The 16,403-nt window shown below is 62.5% G+C and carries 13 protein-coding genes; 9 read left to right on the top strand and 4 right to left on the bottom strand.

Annotated features, from left to right (window positions below):
- Positions 1 to 180: 180 nt before the first annotated feature.
- On the bottom strand, positions 181 to 2,241 hold the full coding sequence (locus tag AC3A4T_RS20705) for a M13 family metallopeptidase (RefSeq protein WP_487677125.1): 2,061 nt from the start codon (positions 2,239 to 2,241) through the stop codon (positions 181 to 183).
- A gap of 169 nt (positions 2,242 to 2,410) precedes the next feature.
- On the opposite strand from AC3A4T_RS20705, the gene AC3A4T_RS20700 reads away from it, so the two are divergent.
- Entirely contained in the window at positions 2,411 to 3,253 is an 843-nt protein-coding gene (locus tag AC3A4T_RS20700) for a class I SAM-dependent methyltransferase (protein ID WP_487677124.1), read from the top strand.
- A 30-nt stretch (positions 3,254 to 3,283) separates the two neighbouring features.
- On the opposite strand, the gene AC3A4T_RS20695 is transcribed toward AC3A4T_RS20700, so the two are convergent.
- Complete coding sequence (locus AC3A4T_RS20695) at positions 3,284 to 3,532, bottom strand: hypothetical protein (protein WP_487677123.1); 249 nt, start codon at positions 3,530 to 3,532, stop codon at positions 3,284 to 3,286.
- A gap of 152 nt (positions 3,533 to 3,684) precedes the next feature.
- On the opposite strand from AC3A4T_RS20695, the gene AC3A4T_RS20690 reads away from it, so the two are divergent.
- On the top strand, positions 3,685 to 4,785 hold the full coding sequence (locus tag AC3A4T_RS20690) for a nuclease-related domain-containing protein (protein WP_487677122.1): 1,101 nt from the start codon (positions 3,685 to 3,687) through the stop codon (positions 4,783 to 4,785).
- 3 nt (positions 4,786 to 4,788) lie between these two features.
- A complete protein-coding gene (locus AC3A4T_RS20685; RefSeq protein ID WP_487677121.1) occupies positions 4,789 to 5,067 on the top strand; it encodes a hypothetical protein in 279 nt (92 codons plus the stop codon).
- A gap of 184 nt (positions 5,068 to 5,251) precedes the next feature.
- Here the strand turns inward: AC3A4T_RS20685 and AC3A4T_RS20680 are convergent, their stop codons facing one another.
- On the bottom strand, positions 5,252 to 8,524 hold the full coding sequence (locus tag AC3A4T_RS20680) for a polysaccharide lyase family 8 super-sandwich domain-containing protein (RefSeq protein ID WP_487677120.1): 3,273 nt from the start codon (positions 8,522 to 8,524) through the stop codon (positions 5,252 to 5,254).
- Between the two features lie 551 nt (positions 8,525 to 9,075).
- On the opposite strand from AC3A4T_RS20680, the gene AC3A4T_RS20675 reads away from it, so the two are divergent.
- Positions 9,076 to 9,930 (top strand): SMI1/KNR4 family protein, encoded by an 855-nt coding sequence (locus tag AC3A4T_RS20675; protein ID WP_487677119.1) that lies wholly within the window; start codon positions 9,076 to 9,078, stop codon positions 9,928 to 9,930.
- Between the two features lie 128 nt (positions 9,931 to 10,058).
- Here AC3A4T_RS20675 and AC3A4T_RS20670 read toward each other — a convergent pair whose 3' ends face one another.
- Positions 10,059 to 10,322, bottom strand: a complete 264-nt coding sequence (locus tag AC3A4T_RS20670; RefSeq protein WP_487677118.1) for a hypothetical protein — start codon at positions 10,320 to 10,322, stop codon at positions 10,059 to 10,061.
- Between the two features lie 476 nt (positions 10,323 to 10,798).
- On the opposite strand from AC3A4T_RS20670, the gene AC3A4T_RS20665 reads away from it, so the two are divergent.
- The 5 genes from AC3A4T_RS20665 (at position 10,799) to AC3A4T_RS20645 (ending at position 16,256) form a co-directional block, all read left to right on the top strand.
- Positions 10,799 to 12,013, top strand: coding sequence for a S1 family peptidase (locus AC3A4T_RS20665; protein WP_487677117.1), 1,215 nt, complete (start codon positions 10,799 to 10,801; stop codon positions 12,011 to 12,013).
- A 379-nt stretch (positions 12,014 to 12,392) separates the two neighbouring features.
- The gene (locus tag AC3A4T_RS20660) at positions 12,393 to 13,316 is read left to right on the top strand and encodes a hypothetical protein (protein ID WP_487677116.1); all 924 of its coding nucleotides are present in this window, start codon (positions 12,393 to 12,395) and stop codon (positions 13,314 to 13,316) included.
- A gap of 16 nt (positions 13,317 to 13,332) precedes the next feature.
- Positions 13,333 to 15,156, top strand: coding sequence for a peptidoglycan-binding domain-containing protein (locus AC3A4T_RS20655; RefSeq protein WP_487677115.1), 1,824 nt, complete (start codon positions 13,333 to 13,335; stop codon positions 15,154 to 15,156).
- Positions 15,157 to 15,167: 11 nt separating this feature from the next.
- Complete coding sequence (locus AC3A4T_RS20650; RefSeq protein WP_487677114.1) at positions 15,168 to 15,758, top strand: hypothetical protein; 591 nt, start codon at positions 15,168 to 15,170, stop codon at positions 15,756 to 15,758.
- 84 nt (positions 15,759 to 15,842) lie between these two features.
- Positions 15,843 to 16,256 carry a hypothetical protein gene (locus AC3A4T_RS20645; protein WP_487677113.1) on the top strand — a complete coding sequence of 138 codons (414 nt, stop codon included), beginning with the start codon at positions 15,843 to 15,845 and terminating at the stop codon, positions 16,254 to 16,256.
- Positions 16,257 to 16,403 lie beyond the last annotated feature (147 nt).

Below are 16,403 nucleotides of genomic sequence, written 5' to 3'. Positions count from 1 at the left end.
AGGGAGGCCCATGTAGGAGCGGCGTGAGCCGCGACCACGACCCCGCAACCACGCCGCCACCGCCCTACCCTCACGAACCCAAAAACCAAAAAAACGAAAGGGCGAATCCACCGACCCACCGGCCGGCAAACCCGCCCCTTCGCCTTCACCCGCGACCCGCAACCCCGGGCCGCGCCCGAATCACCAGATCCGCACCCGCTGTTCCGGCGCGATGAACATCTTGTCCTGCGGCTTCACATCGAACGCCTTGTACCAGGGATCGAAATTGCGCAGCGGCCCGTTCGCGCGGTATTGCGGCGGCGAATGCGGGTTGGTCTTGATCAGATTGAGCAGCGCCTCGTCGCGGTACTTGCCCTTCCAGATCTGGCCCCACGACATGAAGAAACGCTGATCGCCGCTCAACCCGTCGATCACCGGCGCAGGCTTGCCGCCCAGGCTGAGCTGGTACGCGGTGTACGCCATCGAAATGCCGCCGAGGTCGCCGATGTTCTCGCCCATGGTCAGCGCGCCGTTGACGCACTGGCCCGGCAACGGACAGAACGCGTTGTACTGCGCGCCCAGCGCCTTGGTGCGCTGCTCGAAACCGGCGCGGTCGGCGTCGGTCCACCAATTGCGCTGGATGCCGGCCGAATCCGACTTGCTGCCCTGATCGTCGAACCCGTGGCCCATTTCGTGACCGATCACCGCGCCGATGCCGCCGTAGTTCACCGCCGGATCGGCGTTGAGATCGAAGAACGGCGCCTGCAGGATGCCGGCCGGGAACACGATCTCGTTGAAGGTCGAATTGTAATAGGCGTTGACCGTCTGCGGGGTCATGAACCACTCGTCGCGGTCCGGACGGGTACCGATGCGACGGACCTGATCGTTGCGGCCGTAACGGCGCAACTGCATCACGTTGGCCATCAGATCGCTCGGCACGATGCTGACGCTGCCGTAGTCGCGCCACTTGTCCGGATAACCCACCTTCGGACGGAAGGTCGACAACTTGCGATAAGCCTCGGCCTTGGTCGCATCGCCCATCCAGTCGATCTTTTCGATGTTGCTGCGCAGCGCCTTGCGCAGATTCTCGACCAGCGCCTGCATCGCCGCCTTGGCCTGCGGCGAGAAATGCTTCTCGACGTAGAGCTTGCCCATTGCATCCCCGAGACCGTCGCTGCCGGTGACCGCGGCCACCGCGCGCTTCCAGTCGTCGCGCTGCGCTTTCTGGCCGCTGAGCACGGTGCCGTTGAACGCGAACGCCGCGTCGTCGATCTCGCGGCTGAGCAGCGAGGCGTTGTTGCGCACCGCGTGGAAGCTCAGGTAATCGCGCCACACCGGCAGCGGCGTGCGCTCGATCACCTGCACCACCGGTTCCACCGCGCTCGGAGTGACCACATTGACCCGGTCCAGCGCCGGCAGACCCTGCGCCTTGGCCTGCGCGGCCCAGTCGTAACCCGGGTACTTCGTGCCCAGCTCGGCAAAGGTCGCGACGTTGTAGGTCTTGTCGCGATCGCGCAGCTGCGCGCGTTCCCACTGCGGCTTGGCCAGTTCGGTTTCCAGCGCCAGCACGGCCTGCGCGCGCGCCTTGGCGTCCTTCACTCCGGCGAAGCCGAGCATGCGTTCGATATGCGACAGGTAGGCGGTGCGGATGCCGACGAAACGCGCGTCCTGATTGAGGTAGTAATCGCGGTCCGGCAGGCCCAGGCCGCCGACGCGCAGACCGACCAGGTACTTGTCCGGGTCCTTGCGATCCAGATCGACGCCGAAGCGCAGCGGCGAGGTGGTGCCGTCGAGGTCGTTGGCGCCGAAGGCATCGATCAACGCGCCCTTCGAGTCGATCGCCGCGATCTTGTCCAGCACCGGCTTGAGCGGCGCGATCCCGGCGGCATCGCGCGCGGCGCGGTCCATGTAGCTGGCGTAGTAGTCGCGCAGCTTCTGCGCGTCGCTGCCGGGCGCCAGGTCCTTGCGCTGCCGCAGCGATTCGATGATGGCGTGCACCTGCGCCTCGGATTGATCGCGCAGCATGTTGAACGAACCGAACGACGTCTCGTAATCCTTCAACTGATAAGTGTCGAGCCAGTGGCCGCTGACATAGCGATTGAAATCGTCGCCGGGCTTGACGCTCTTGTCCTGCGCGCTGAGGTCGATACCGAAGCTCCCCAACTGCGGCTTGCCCTTGGCCCCGCCGTCGGCGGCATGGACGGACGAAACGGCGAGCGTGGCGGCCAGCGCCAGGCTAAGACTCAAACGTGAAGGCTTCATGGGCGGTCCCCGGTGGAAAGGGAGGAGCGTAGCTCAGTGGATGCGCAGGTGTCGTGGGCCGTTGGTTTAGCCGCCCACCGGCCCGGAATCACAAAGCAGCGGCCGCACAGCGCCAATCGGGGCCGTGTCCGGCATACTTTTCGCCCCTCCGGCCCCAGAGAGACCCGCCGTGCCGCATTACTCAGGCCCCCTGCTCACCCGCCCCGTCGCCGAGGAACTGCAGGCTGCGCGCGATGCCGGCACCGGCGCCTGGACCGGTTCGCTGGACCTGGGCCGATCGCACGGCGAGGCGTTGCTGGAGGCCGACGCCTGGACCTGGCGCGAGCAGCATTATCCGTATCCGGCCAAGCTCAAAGATCGCACGATCTACCACTGGGACGGCGAGGAGTTCGCACCGGTGTCGCGCTTCTCCGGCTCGCTGATCAAGCTGGTGCCGACCCAGTGGGGCGCGCCCACCTTCGAGATCGACGGCATCAAGATGCTGCCCACGATGAAGGCCTCGCCGATCGAGGACGCGCGCAGCAAGGTCGCGCTGGTCGAGCCGCGCGGCAAGGTCGTGCTCGACACCTGCGGCGGCCTGGGCTATTTCGCCGCGTGCTGCCTGGAGACCGGCGCGACCGCCATCCACTCGTTCGAAAAGAACGAAGACGTGCTGTGGCTGCGCACCCTCAACCCGTGGTCGCCCGACCCCGACGCGGCCAGCAGCGGCGGACGCCTGCGCCTCACCCATGCCGACGTGTCACAGGCGATCGCGCAGATCGGCGACGCCTCGGTCGATGCCCTGCTCCACGACCCGCCGCGCTTCGGCATCGCCGGCGAACTGTATTCACAGACCTTCTACGACCACCTGGCGCGCGTGCTGCGCCGCGGCGGGCGCCTGTTCCACTACACCGGCAGCCCGAACAAACTCACCAGCGGCCGCGACGTGCCGCGCGAAGTGGCGAAACGGCTGGAGAAAGCCGGGTTCAAGGCGCAGCTGGCGCTGGATGGTGTATTGGCGACCAAGCGCTGAATCACTGGCTGCTCAGGATCGCGCGTCGCCTCAAGGCACCTCGCAAGTCCAGATCGAATCGGCGAGCCACAGATTGGCGCGAGTGACGTGGTTGTACACCTCCTGGATCGGCGTACCCGATTGCGCGACGCACTCAGCAGCGGCGTCGGCGCGCGCGTCCGCGAGCGCGATGCCCGGGTCGTAGCTTTGACCGTGGCCGCTGACGTGCACGACGGCGGCCAGGGCCGAACTGGAGATCAAGAGCAGCGACGCGAAAAGGATCGTAACGCGCTTTTTCATCGCCATTTTCCCGATAAGGATCGAGCGCTCATTCGAGCATGCCACCCGAAGGTGGCCGTGAAGACAAGGTAATGGCACGGTAAAACCGGACCTGTGCCGCTTCGCTTACGCACACGACACGGTTATGCTCGGCCGCAAGGAGGGATACCTGCGTGCTGATCAAATCCAAGGACGACGAATCGGCTTTTCTCAAGGAACTTGAGCTTCGGGCCGCCGGTACGGGCCCGTCGGCCAAACAGGCCGCGACCGAACTGCGCATCCGCAAGGCCGGCCTCAAGGGCGAGGCCGAATCGGCCTATCTCATCGACTTCCATTTCGAACGTTCGCCCAACTGGGCGGTGATCCACGACCTGCGGCTGGAATATCGCGGCCGCACCGCGCAGATCGACCATTTGCTGATCAACCGATGGCTCGACATCTACGTGCTGGAGTCGAAACACTTCAATGCCGGCCTGAAGATCACCCAGGACGGCGAATTCCTGCGCTGGGACGATTATCGCAAAACCTACACCGGCATGGCCTCGCCGCTGGAGCAGAACGAACGGCACATCGCGGTCTTGCAAGACGTCACCCAAACCCTCGAGTGGCCGCAGCGGCTCGGCGTGCGCATCGCGCCGACCTTTCACTCGCTGATCCTGATCGCGTCGACCGCGCGTATCGATCGCGCCAAGCGATTCGACTCATCGCGTGTGATCAAGGCCGACCAGCTCAAGAAACAGATCGACAAGAGCTTCGAAACCGAGAACGCCTTTCTCGGCTTGCTCAAGACAACCGCGAAGCTCGTCTCCGGCGAGACCGTGGAATTCGTCGCGCGCCGGCTGACCGCGCTGCATCGCCCGCTTATGCGCGGCCAGCAAAGCGAGCCCGCAGCGCCCGCGGTTACCCCATCGGGCAAGGTGCGCATCGAGCCGACGATCGCTCCGCCGCCGTTACCGAGCCCACCACCGTTGCCGTCGGTGGCACCGCCTTTGCCGACAACGCCCACCCCGCCGTTGCCGGCCGTTGCCGCAACGCCCGCATCCACCGAACAAGCCGCCGCGCCGGCCTGCAAGACCTGCAGCGCGAAGACCGGAGACATTCTTTACGGCAAGTTCGGCTATTACTTCAAATGCGAGGCATGCGCGGGCAACACCACGATCCGCTTCACCTGCCAGCCCGGGCATAAGCCGCGGCTGCGCAAGGACGGTTCCGCGTTCTATCGCGAATGTGCCGACTGCGGCAGCAGCGTGCTGTTCCACCGCAACCGGGCCTGACCCATGATCGTCGCGATCCTGACCCTGCCGGTGCTGCTGTATCAGCTTCTATTCGTCGCGATCATGTACGTCGCCAGCCGCTTCGGTCACAAGCCGATGCTGATCGCCCTGGCCGCCTGCCTGGCCTGGACCGTGACCCATCTGTTTTTTCCGCCGCTGGCGATCGTGCAAAGCGCGGTGATCGTCGCCAGCTATTTTTTCTTCCGGCGCAAGCATCTGTCCACGCAACCGGTACGTCCGGCGCTGATCGCCAAGGCGGACGACGAAAACCGTCTCGAATAGCACCGCCTGGTTGCCCGACGACGGCGTTGCTCAGTCGATGAGCGGCGCCGTGAAAAAGAGAAAGAATCAGCAGCTTCGTCAGCATTCTCTGGCTACCGGTCGCCAGTCATCCCGACAACCAAATGAATTCATCCGCACTTGCGCAGACGGTCTGCGCAAGTGCGTAGCGCGCCGCCCTCGGAGCCTACGGATTTCGCAGCACCATGCCGAAACCCAGGATGATCAAAAGCAAGGTCAGCGCCTTTACCCCGGTCGGCGCCGCGGCCATGGCCGCAACCGACGCCTGCGACATGGCCTTGCCCTTGTCGAGCGCACCGGCGAGCAGCGCGAGGGGAAATGCTCGCGTGGCTCCATGCGCGGGTGCGGATTCGGATACGTGCGCCTGCGCGGTAATCGCGTCGCCTTCACTGCCGCCGGACGGATCGACGGCCACCGTGCCATCGACCGGGATGCTCACCCGGATCGGCACGTTGGCGTAGAGGGCTTCCTGGTAGCCAAGGCTTGCGCCGTCACTGGCATCGGGCAGCGGCACGCGGATATGGGAAACCCCCGCCGATGGCCGAGTCACGGTAATGGCCTTGCCCGCGCGGGGGAATATGCCCGGCAAGACGTGCTCGTACATCCCCGGCTTGAGCGGAACCGACAGCGTGATGTTGAGTTCCTTCGCGGACAGATCGTGGATCGGATCGCTGGCGCTGAGATCCCAACTCGTTCCATTGTCGTGGAGTTGGATCAGCGCCGGCTGATCGACCGCGACCGTCATGCCCGCATCCCATGTCGCGACACCCTCGGCATGGAAGGCCAATTGCAGCGTCCTGGTGCCGCGATCGTAGATTCCCTGGAGCTTCTCGTCGTTGGCGACCACCTTGATTCGCTCCTGCATCGCGACCAGACGCGCGGGCATCTGTTCGACGCTGATGTTCGGCACGATTTCGTAGTGGTATTTCGCTGCCTGCGGATTCGTGCCGTGGTCGATCGCCAGATGGATCAGATTGACCGCGGGATCCGCGTCGCTGCCGGTCGGCACGATGGCGCTGCCGCCACGGATGCGCACCTGCTGGGCTTGTGTCGGAAACACGAAATAGCCCGTTCGCCCCTGATGGAACCAGGAAGGCGCGGTGACGGCGAGGGTCTGATCCAGCGCGGCTCCCTGGGTCACCGTCGTTTGCGCGCCGCCGCCGATCGAATACGTCAGATTGCCTGTCCAGCGCGTCTGATCCAGCGTGGTGAGAATCGCACGACCTTGTCCGTCAGCGCGGCGCGCGATGCCGCTGCCTAGCGCGATCGCTTCATCGCCCGGAAAGAACCAGGCCTTGTCCGCCCGCGCGCTCGCATAGGTCTGCGTGTCGGCGGGACGGTATTGCATGGCGGCGAATCCGCGCACGCCATCGGAGGCCGTGCCGGCATAAGCGCTGCCATCGATCTGATCGGCATGGGCGCCGCCGGGGATCGCATCGGTGCGCAACTCTTCGGTCAATCCGGGCAAGGCATGCCAATCCCAGCGCCTGCGCGCATCGAGCGCATATTCCGATCCCTCCGTCCTGGCGAACAACAGGCCGCTCGAGACATGGAACAGCTTGGGAGGATCGTCGAAATCGTCGGTTGTTCCCATCGCGTCATTGCCCATCACCACGGAGAACATATAGGAGCCGGCGTCGCCGGCCTGACCGCCCTTGCGGTGCACCATGTAGTTGCCGACCCAGAACGGAAAATTCCCGCTCGACTGCTGGGTACCGCCCTTCAACGCGGCGCCCCATGCCACCAGCTCCTGCTCGCGATCGATCGGCGTGGCCGCCGGCCTGGCGGCGATCAATTGGTTGATCGTGGCCGGCATGCCGCCGGTGAATTTCTTCGCATCGCCCAGATAACTGCGTCCCAGCAGCGCCGCATCGATCTCTCCGCGGTAGATCAGCTTGTCGTAGGTATGCAGGTACATATTCGAGATCAGGCTGAAGTCGCCGCCGCCCGCGTCCAACCCCAGCTTCTTGTACAGCGTATTGCCATCGATGGGAGCGACCATCCACTCGTAGCCATAGGCCCACATCGCCCGGCCGTCCACGCCATCATCGTAATGATGGGTGATCATCCCGTCCGGATGAAATCCGGACTGCGGATACGAGTGCGCGGGCACCAGGATGTTCGTCGTCCAGAACCGCAAGTCCTCCAGCGAACCCCGCGGCGACCAGCCCGGACGAAGCTGAAAGCCCGGATAGGCCGAGTAGTATCCGTCGTACCAGTACGGAACATAGGTGATCGGGCGATTGTAATCGGCCCAGATCGTCGGCAAGGCCAGCCATCCGCGCAGACGATGGAAATGATTCGCGTCGGCGAACGCCCCTTCCGTGTAGTGGCTGTTGACGAGTTGGCCCCAACGCGCGGAAGGATCGTTGACATCGCGATTGTCGATGGGCAGGCCGTACCCGATCTGCAGAAATCGCAGCAGACTTTCATGCAGCGCCTTGGCTACGGCATCGCCTCGGGCGATGTCGTTCAGCAGGTCGGACTGCAGCCATACCGCCGGCCCCGTCACCGCATCCGTCCATATCCACGAGTGCGTGGTGTCGTTGTAGCTCAGGATTTTCTTTTCCGACAGACGCATGATGCCGTCGCCGTAGTCGCTGCCGATCGGTGAACCGTTGACGATCACCTCCGCCGGATCGATCGGCACCTTGTCGATGTATTCGCGCAGTGCGGCATACAGCGCATGCTTCAGGCGCTCATGATTCGCCGGCGCTCCGTTCGGGCCATAGGTGAGCGGATACTTGCTGTCGACATTCTGATAAGCAAAGCCCAGTCCGCCGATCTTGGTGGCCACTTCCTGCCACTGCGTCGACAGCGTCTTTCTTCCCTGCCCGGTCCCCGGGCCACCGGGGAGATAGTCGGTGATCGGCCGGGTGTAGAACTCGTAGCCACTGAAGCGTCCGCCGTTATTCTCGACCTCGACGATCAGACGGGTAATCTCCGCCTCGGCATAACGAGCGCGGCCGAACAGACGATCCTGGGTGATGCAATAAGCCTTCGTATACGCCAGCATCTTCTCCAGTTGGGTCTGCGCCAGGGCGCGCACATGGAAGGACGCGGTCGCCAGCGTCACGCCTCTGTGCAGCAAGGCGACGGTCACCGGATAGTCCGCGGGTGCGACAGGCACCGTCTGGCCGGATTTCACCCGCAGGGCGCCGAACAAACGGCTCTGCGCGTCGCGCTGATTGACGATCTGGAAAAGATTGGAAGGATCGGAGGCGATCGCGAGCGTGTAGTCCGCCGGCACCGGTATCTTGTGCGCATCCTTGTTGCTCAACAGATTGACCTTGCCAACGACCTCGGTACCGGCGGCACTGCCGGCCTTGACGTCGAAGTAATGAGCGAGCAGCGTTTCGCCGGCCAGCGCCGTGGCACTGAGCGAAAGCAAGCAGGCCGCCAGCGCCGACAACAGCACGCGATGGATAAGTACGCTCATGTCAATCCTCGCTTGTGATGATCGCTACCGCATCGATGGGATCGGGCCCTTTTGCCGAGCGCGACGAACAGGAAAGCAGCACGGCCTTCTTTCGCCTGCTCCGCGGATGGACCGCCAATACGTAGCGGCCGAATGACTCAACCGCGACGTGCGCAGTCGGCCTTGACCGCGAGGCGTATTGCGAATCGTCGCTCCCGCAAGCTGTCCCTGTACAGCCCTGTAGGCGGCTTCGAACCGACGCGGCTTAGAATTTGCGCTTGTGTTCCACGTCGCAGTAACGATCCGGCATGCCGAAACTGTGGCTACAGCCGACGCCGCGGCAACGCCCGCGATCCGCCCCACCTCCCCCGATGCTTGCATTCCATGGCGTAGACAACTTCGTCATCCCTCGATGCCGGATGCACGAATACCCCGGAATGCCTGTGACTTCAGACCAACGTCCGGTCGAATGCTGCTTCCTCGATATCGTGAGGCCGCGATGCCCAGTCGATGACCGGCAATATGAAAGAATCGCCGATCGCACTGCGGCTTGATGCCCGAGAAATGGACTTGTGAGCGACAACAGCGATAGCACCTCATCCATCTGGAACGTTCCGGCCTTCCTGCCGGCGCTTCAACCCGATCTGACCGACGATGCGATCGTGGACGTCGAGACCAGGCTCGGCATCGTGTTGCCCACGGCGTTGATCGCGGTGCTGCGAGAACAGAACGGCGGCTATCTGCGGCGCACGCTGTCCGACAGCGGCAACCGGATGATCTGGGGGATCGGTCCGCGCGCGCAGAGCATCGGCGACAACTATTGGTGGAAGCTGCTCGACGAGCCCGAGGCGTGGTATCCCGCCGATGGCTGGCTCCCTGAACAACCGCGCCGGCTCGTGCCGTTCGACAGCGACGGGCACTGGTACCTCTGCCTCGATTACCGCAGCGGCGGCGAGCCTTGCATCACCTGTTTCGATCTCGACGAACAGGCGGAGCAATCGGTGGCCGCGAACATGAGCGAGTATCTGGCCATGTTGCGGGCACACGACGAGACCAAACTGGGCTTGGTCACGGACCTGTCGCTGGACGACTGCGCAAGCCGCTTCGACGCTGTGTTCTCACGCCCATCGGAACCCCGCGAGCCCGAAGACCTCTACGGGTATCCGTTCTTGCGCTGGTTTCTCGACGGCGGCTGGATTCAACTGGAACCCAACCAGGTCGCGCGCGGCTTTGTTTCCAGACACGACGAAGCGACCTATCAAGCGCTCAAGGACCGACTTCCCGGAACCGCGTTGCGTTTCCCCGAACATCCGGACGCCGCCTTGATCGTCCATTGCGGCAACGAACGCACGACCGCGTCGACCGAAGCGGCGCTGGCCCACGCGGGCTTCGATGTTCTCCGACTGCAGACACCTCACGCTCGATAAGAGCGCGTTCTTGCCGAGCAACGCAAACGACCTGAGCCGTCGCGCGCCGCAAGACTAAAGCGTCGTTTCGATGACGGGCAACCAATCGTGCCGATCAGAACCGGTGAGCCGGCGTACACGAGCGCTGCTCACCGATCGTCTGAATCCTCTTCGCTGTCGTCCTCAGGCGCATCCTCGCCAGGCAACGGCTGATGGCCTTCGCCTTCCGGCAGGTCCGCGTTCTGGACATGCTTGCGCTTGGCCTGTCCGTCACCGGCGGACGGGTTTTCGCCCGGCAGCGGTTGATGGCCTTGCCCGTCCGGCGGTCGCGCCTGCTCGTCCGGCTTGCCGTGCTGCGCGGCTTGTTTCGCGTCGTGATCGGACCGGTTCCGGCCCGCAGTGTCGTTGCCCATCTCAGTCGCCCTCGTAGGACGCCGGCCCGACCATCGGTATCGGCGATAGCCCACGCTGGGCGTCAGGCGGTTAACGGCAAGTCGTGTACGCATGCCGGTATCGTCACGTACGCCGAACATCGTCGTATTTATCGACTTCATCGACTCTTCCGCGATGGCGATTGCTTCCGGCCTCGACGGCAGCGGTTTCTTCTCGGGCGGTGGCCTCGTCGCCCGATCTTCATGGCCTCGCGCGATCGCCCTGGACTAGCGGCTGCAATATTCATTCATGGACCAGAACGCAAGGGAGCCCTCGAAACGCGGCAGGCATCACGCTTAAAAACGAATGAAGTCGCAATTCATAGGTAGGGGGACGCCGATTGGTGCCCGTTGTATCCATTAGGTCCGTCAACCGCCGCTCCAACGCCGATGCCCCGGCGCCGGCGTCCGACGTGCCGCACAGCAGTTCGCGTCCCTCTCGCCCTAGGAGTTTCGGAATGCGTAAGTTCAGTTTGTCGATCCTCACCGCCACCGTCGCCATGACCGTCTCCGGCGCGGCCCTCGCCGCCGACGACCTCGCCCCCGGCCTGAAGGCGGCCCTGCAGCGCGACCTCGGCCTGTCCGGCGCCCAAGTCAGCGAATACCTCAAGGTCGAGCGCCTCGCCGCTCAGCAAGAAAAAGCGCTGGAGCGACAGCTCGGCCGCAACTTCGCCGGCACCTGGCTGGAGCGCAAGGCCGACGGTTCCTTCGGCGTGGTCGCCGCGACCACCTCGATCAAGGCGGCCAAGGCCGCGTCCGGCGTCGAAACCCGCCAGGCCCGCCACAGCCTGAGCGCGCTTAACGCCGCCAAGGGCCAGCTCGACAGCCAACTGGCGCGCAACGGCAAGGCGCCGAAGGGCGTGTACAGCTGGGCGGTGGACCTGCCGAGCAACAGCGTGATCGTCGGCGTGGCCCCGGGCGCCGAAGACGCCGCCGTCGATTTCGTCGCGCGCAGCGGCCTCGACACCGCCTCGGTGCGTTTCGAAACCATGGCCGAAGCCCCGCAGCGCCGCATCGCCATCCAGGGCGGCCGCGGCTACCTGCGCCAGCCGGGCGACGGCTTCCTATATGCCTGCTCGGTCGGTTTCTCGGTGACCAAGGGCACCACCCCGGGCTTCGCCACCGCCGGTCACTGCGGCAATGTCGGCGAAGTGGTCTACAACGAAGATTCGCAGTGGGTGCCGGGCGTGCGCCTGGGCTCGTTCGCCGCTTCCAGCATGCCCTCCGGCAACGGCACCGGCCCCGATCGCGGCTGGGTCCAGGTCGACAGCACCCACACCCTGTCGGCCAGCGTGTACGGCTACGGCAACGGCGACGTCACCGTGCGCGGCAGCACCGAAGGCGCCGTCGGCGCCGCGCTGTGCCGCTCGGGCCGCACCAGCGGCTGGCGCTGCGGCGCGATCCGCAGCAAAAACATGACCGTGTCCTACGTCGACGACGCCGGCAACCCGGACGGCACCGTGACCGGTCTGACCCAGACCACCGCGTGCGCGGAAGGCGGCGACTCGGGCGGCTCGTTCATCACCACCGCGGGCCAAGCGCAGGGGGTGCTGTCCGGCGGCAGCGGCAGCTGCAAGGGCAAGCAGGGCCGCACCGGCGGCGGCAACAGCTACTACAGCCCGATCAACCCGATCCTGAGTGCGTATGCGTTGACGTTGCGGACCAGCCCGTAAGTCAAAGCGGTTGAGGTGTGAGTTGAAGCGCCCCGGGGTCCGGGGCGCTTTTTTTTGCGGAATATTTTCGCAAACCACGTCTCTTGCACCTACTGGCCAGGATGCGATTGGCGCATCTGATGTGCCGTAACAAACAGTAATCGCAACTATTAATTGCCCTTGTGGCAAACACAAAAATCGGGAAATCTTCTATTGCCCGTTATCAGTCCGATTAGAGGCGCTGCATGCTTCCGGCAACGATAAAAATTCATCTATACAAACGTCCTCGGACTGAACTCCGCGCTGACGCCATGCCTCGCACTAAGCGCTTGTGTGTATCCAACAGCAATCATTCGTACGGAACCCAACACTTTCAACTGACTCCCAGATGGACCGTGGCATGGCTGACTCCGATCATCTCCGTATAGTCGCCCATGGAATTCAGTGGGCGCGTGACAATAACCTCTACCGCGACCTCGCTATCATCAATGAAAGGACTCGCAAGGAGCTTGGAGCATTCATCTCCAACTTGCCGATCGAGCCGAGGCGCAAGCCCGCGTTTCAACGCCCTGCTTACATAAGCGCTCCGCCGGATGGACAACTCCCCCAAGAGGCAGATGACATGAACCTCAAACATTTAGCCGCGGTGGCCGCTGTCGCCACGTCGGGGCTAGTGGCTTGCCAGCAAGGCACAGCCTCGGCAAGCGACCCGGATAGCAAAAAGTCCAAGATCGAGCAGGTAGCACCAGTCGCTTCAAGCGACATGCGCGCTGCGGCCGAGCTGTTCGCCAGCGAAAAGGGGCGGCGCTGGGATGCATACGAGTCTCTACCCGAGGTCAAATGGATCGACCCGTCGCAGAAGCAGTACAGCCCAGGACGCTACTCGCGCTCGGGAAAAATCCTTCTGCTTGGATTCTCGATCAAGGATATTCCCAATGGAAAACCGGGGCCGGAATTCGAAGTCACCAAGCGCAATGAGGGCGAGTCGATACTGTCCCTTACAGGCTCTCAGGCCGAGGTGGAATCCATTTCGATCAGCAAGCCACTCTACTCAGACAACTATCTGGACACACTGAAAAAACAATTCGGCAACACGGCGGAAGTAGCCATGATCGCCGAGAAATGTTCCGCTGGAGAGTACGAGGAAGGGGCCGGCGAAGGCGCCTTCTTCGCTGTACCCATCGCCGGCAAGGATCCGATTTACGTACAAGCGAGCCAGCAAGACGGCGGCAAGTACACCGCAGGCTACACGGTGTTTAACCTGACTCGTGGCAAGCCGTCAGAAGCCATTGCGCAGTTGAACTGCAAGCAAGACAGGCCGTGAAAGCAGGAGTTGAAATATGCCAGGGACAAGAAGGCAAGAACGGGCCGTTCTGACGGCAAACCAATACGCCCAAGGCGACATCGAGGGATTGAGCGACTACGCGACGCGCAGACTGGTCGCGTCAACCGTGCTTACGGAGAGCAACGGCGGCGAACTGGGCATTGTCAACAGCGCCGGCTACGTCGGCCGATATCAAGCCGGAGCCACTTGGCTGGCCGACGCCGGCTATGTCGATGCCGACAAAGTCCGCGCCGCGATGGCCGGATATAGAAGGGAGTGGACCTGGGCAGAGTCGGGAGGAATGACCCGCTTCCTTGAAGACTCATCCAACTGGAAAGACGGATTGAGTCTGGAGCAGTACAAGGCATCCGCCGATCTGCAAGATCAGGCATTCAAACGCAACAGCGATGCGGCCTATCGCACCGCCGTGAAGCAGGGTGTCTTGCAAGAAAGCGACTCGGAAGAACATATCGCGGGCTTTCTGAAAGCACGCCACATCTCCGGATATGGCGGCGCGGTGAAGGTTGTCAGAAACCAACAGGCGCTTACGGACGATTACGGAACCAGCAGCTACGACTACTACAACGATATCGCGTTGAATCGTGATGGCCTCAATCAACTCCTGGTCATCGAGGCGCAATTCAAAGGCGTTCCGTACAAATTGCCAGTCGAGAAGGAACTGCGTCCAGGCGATGCCAACCTGGCCGTAAGTGCATTGCAGGGAAATCTCAAGCTGGTCGGCGCTCTCGATGCCGGCGGCAGAGCTCTGCAGGTCGATGGAGACTACGGAAAAAGCACTCGTGAAGCCGTTGCGGCGTATCAGCAGCAACACCAGCTTCCTGCGACCGGCACCGCCGATACCGTAACGCTCATGGCGCTGAAGAAACACGCTGAAGCCATTTCAGCGGCACCGGACATCCAGCAGGTAGCGCAGCAGTTTCAAGTACCCGGCCACCGTAATGACTGGATGAAAACAAATGGCCAGGGATTGCCAACATATTTGCAGACTCAGGCACCTGCCACCCTTGCCGCCCACGCACCTCGCGACGCACTGGCCGATGGCGTACTCAAAGCGGGTGACCAAGGTCCTAAGGTCGCGAGACTTCAGGAAAGCCTGATCCAACTGGGCATCAACGACCACGTCAAGCAGCCAATCAAAGCTGACGGCGTATTCGGTCCGGACACGCAGCGCGCGGTGCAAGCCTTCCAGCTCTGGCACGGCATGGAACAAGTCAATGGAATCGCCGATCGGCAAACCCTCACCGCAGTCAACACTCAAGCCGGATTGGCTATCATTCAGCGAAACACGGACCAGGCAACCGGCCACACATCTCGGGACTTCGTCGCGAACGTCAATCTTGGTGTGCCCATCCTTCCGGAGGCGGCGGCACTTCCGCGCGAGGCGAACCAAGCCTCAAACGTAGCCATACAGCCTACTCCTAATCCAATACCGGCCGCCTCGACCTCTCTTGCACCTCCTTCAGGACGTGCTGAGCCAGCATTGAACATTTCACAGCTACCTCCAGAAGATCAGGCCATGTTTGCCAAGATTCGACAGGCCGCCCCTGGCCGGATATCCGATGAAAAGGTGGCGGAGGTGATGCTGCAAGCCAAGCAAAACGGCATTCCGGACGCAGGACGTATTCAGCGTATCGATGCTGTAGACGGAAATTTGTGGGTAACGAGTGTCACTCCGGGCTTCTATGCCCGGGTCTCAACCTCCGAGCAGGCACCATCCATGCAGGACACCTTACGCCAGACACAGTCCTTCAATCAGCAAATAGAACAGGAACTCACGCAGCGCGTGCATGACGATCCGAGCCGCGGGCCAAAGCAGTAAACAGGCGAGCTATGAATGCTCTTTCGTCCTTTGCAGAAAGAGCAATGGCAACCTCTCTATTACGCGCCTATCCACGACCGGGCATATGGCTGGGGCCTCTTCTACTCGTTACCAGTTGTGCCAGCACCGGGAAAATAATAATTCCTCTAGAAAAGTATGAGCAAGCAACTGAGAAGTTGCTACTGCTCCCTATCCAACAGGGACATGATGGTGTTGATCAGGTCGTTCGCGATCTGCAACGTTACTACGGCGTGGACGCCAAGACAGGTATATCGGCGCTTACGAATGCTGGTCAGACGATAACACTGGGAGACGGCACCGTCATTACACAAGCCTTGTCCGGCACACGGACACACACGCCCGGTTGGGATGAAGTCGCCTTCGACTTGAAGGCACAGCCGTGCGTTCGCATCGAACGGGCCTTGGCGCTGACCGGAGCGACAAAAGTGGGCGAATCTTCCGGCAGCGATACCGTTCTCGCCAGCGTCACCTATCAGTTCCGGAACAACGACATTCGAATGGATATCACGGCCTACGCATCGAATCCGCAATGCGTCGGCACGGTTTGGATCTACAAGGTCGGCGCCCCGAAGGCCCCCTAAACGGCACCCGCGTGTATCCGACGCGTACGTGATCGGCCAGCCACGCATTGCTATGCTTCGCCTGCCCTTTTACAGAACACAGCTATGGACGCCGAGTCGTTCCGCAGCATATTCGAAAACTTTCTAGGCACGGAGCGCTTCGTCAAATTCGTCCGCCAAGGCGCTGTACCGCGCCTGCTGTACTGGCAGGAGCGCGAATGGGATCGCTTCATCGAGAAGCACCCGGAGTTTGCCTCCGCGTTTCCGCAGTTGGAGGTACTGCTGCGTTTCTGTTTTCTGCACCGACAAGAGTTGGTACAGGACCGCATCGAAGTGTTTCACGGCACCGTCCGATACAACGATGCCTACACGGCCGAGCAAAAACGTCTGTTTCCCTACGCCAACGCCGCGCCCTACATCACCAATGGCCGAGCCTATCCAGACGACACCATCGAGGTATGGCATTGCCCGCTCTGCCGGCAGTTCGCGTCTCGCTACACGGTCGTAAAGGAAGATTGAGCCGGTGTCTTTCAAAACAGGGGTCAGAGTAGAGCGCCCCGGCTTCCACAGACAGGTAGTCAGGATACATATTTAGTTTCGAGATAATCGCGCTCTGCTTGCAACGGCGTACGATAGCCAAGCGATGAGTGTAAGCGCGCGCGGTTG

The sequence above is a fragment of the Lysobacter sp. Soil_N_51 genome (assembly GCF_057655755.1).
The sequence above is the reverse complement of the archived record's forward strand: the minus strand, read 5'-3'. Positions and strand labels throughout refer to the sequence as shown.

Excerpts from the sequence above, each read along its gene's own strand:
- AC3A4T_RS20665 (WP_487677117.1), top strand. The coding sequence starts at position 10,799 with ATGCGTAAGTTCAGTTTGTCGATCCTCACCGCCACCGTCGCCATGACC.
- AC3A4T_RS20660 (WP_487677116.1), top strand. The coding sequence starts at position 12,393 with ATGGCTGACTCCGATCATCTCCGTATAGTCGCCCATGGAATTCAGTGG.
- AC3A4T_RS20695 (WP_487677123.1), bottom strand. The coding sequence starts at position 3,532 with ATGAAAAAGCGCGTTACGATCCTTTTCGCGTCGCTGCTCTTGATCTCC.
- AC3A4T_RS20705 (WP_487677125.1), bottom strand. The coding sequence starts at position 2,241 with ATGAAGCCTTCACGTTTGAGTCTTAGCCTGGCGCTGGCCGCCACGCTC.
- AC3A4T_RS20645 (WP_487677113.1), top strand. The coding sequence starts at position 15,843 with ATGGACGCCGAGTCGTTCCGCAGCATATTCGAAAACTTTCTAGGCACG.
- AC3A4T_RS20670 (WP_487677118.1), bottom strand. The coding sequence starts at position 10,322 with ATGGGCAACGACACTGCGGGCCGGAACCGGTCCGATCACGACGCGAAA.
- AC3A4T_RS20685 (WP_487677121.1), top strand. The coding sequence starts at position 4,789 with ATGATCGTCGCGATCCTGACCCTGCCGGTGCTGCTGTATCAGCTTCTA.
- AC3A4T_RS20650 (WP_487677114.1), top strand. The coding sequence starts at position 15,168 with ATGAATGCTCTTTCGTCCTTTGCAGAAAGAGCAATGGCAACCTCTCTA.
- AC3A4T_RS20680 (WP_487677120.1), bottom strand. The coding sequence starts at position 8,524 with ATGAGCGTACTTATCCATCGCGTGCTGTTGTCGGCGCTGGCGGCCTGC.
- AC3A4T_RS20655 (WP_487677115.1), top strand. The coding sequence starts at position 13,333 with ATGCCAGGGACAAGAAGGCAAGAACGGGCCGTTCTGACGGCAAACCAA.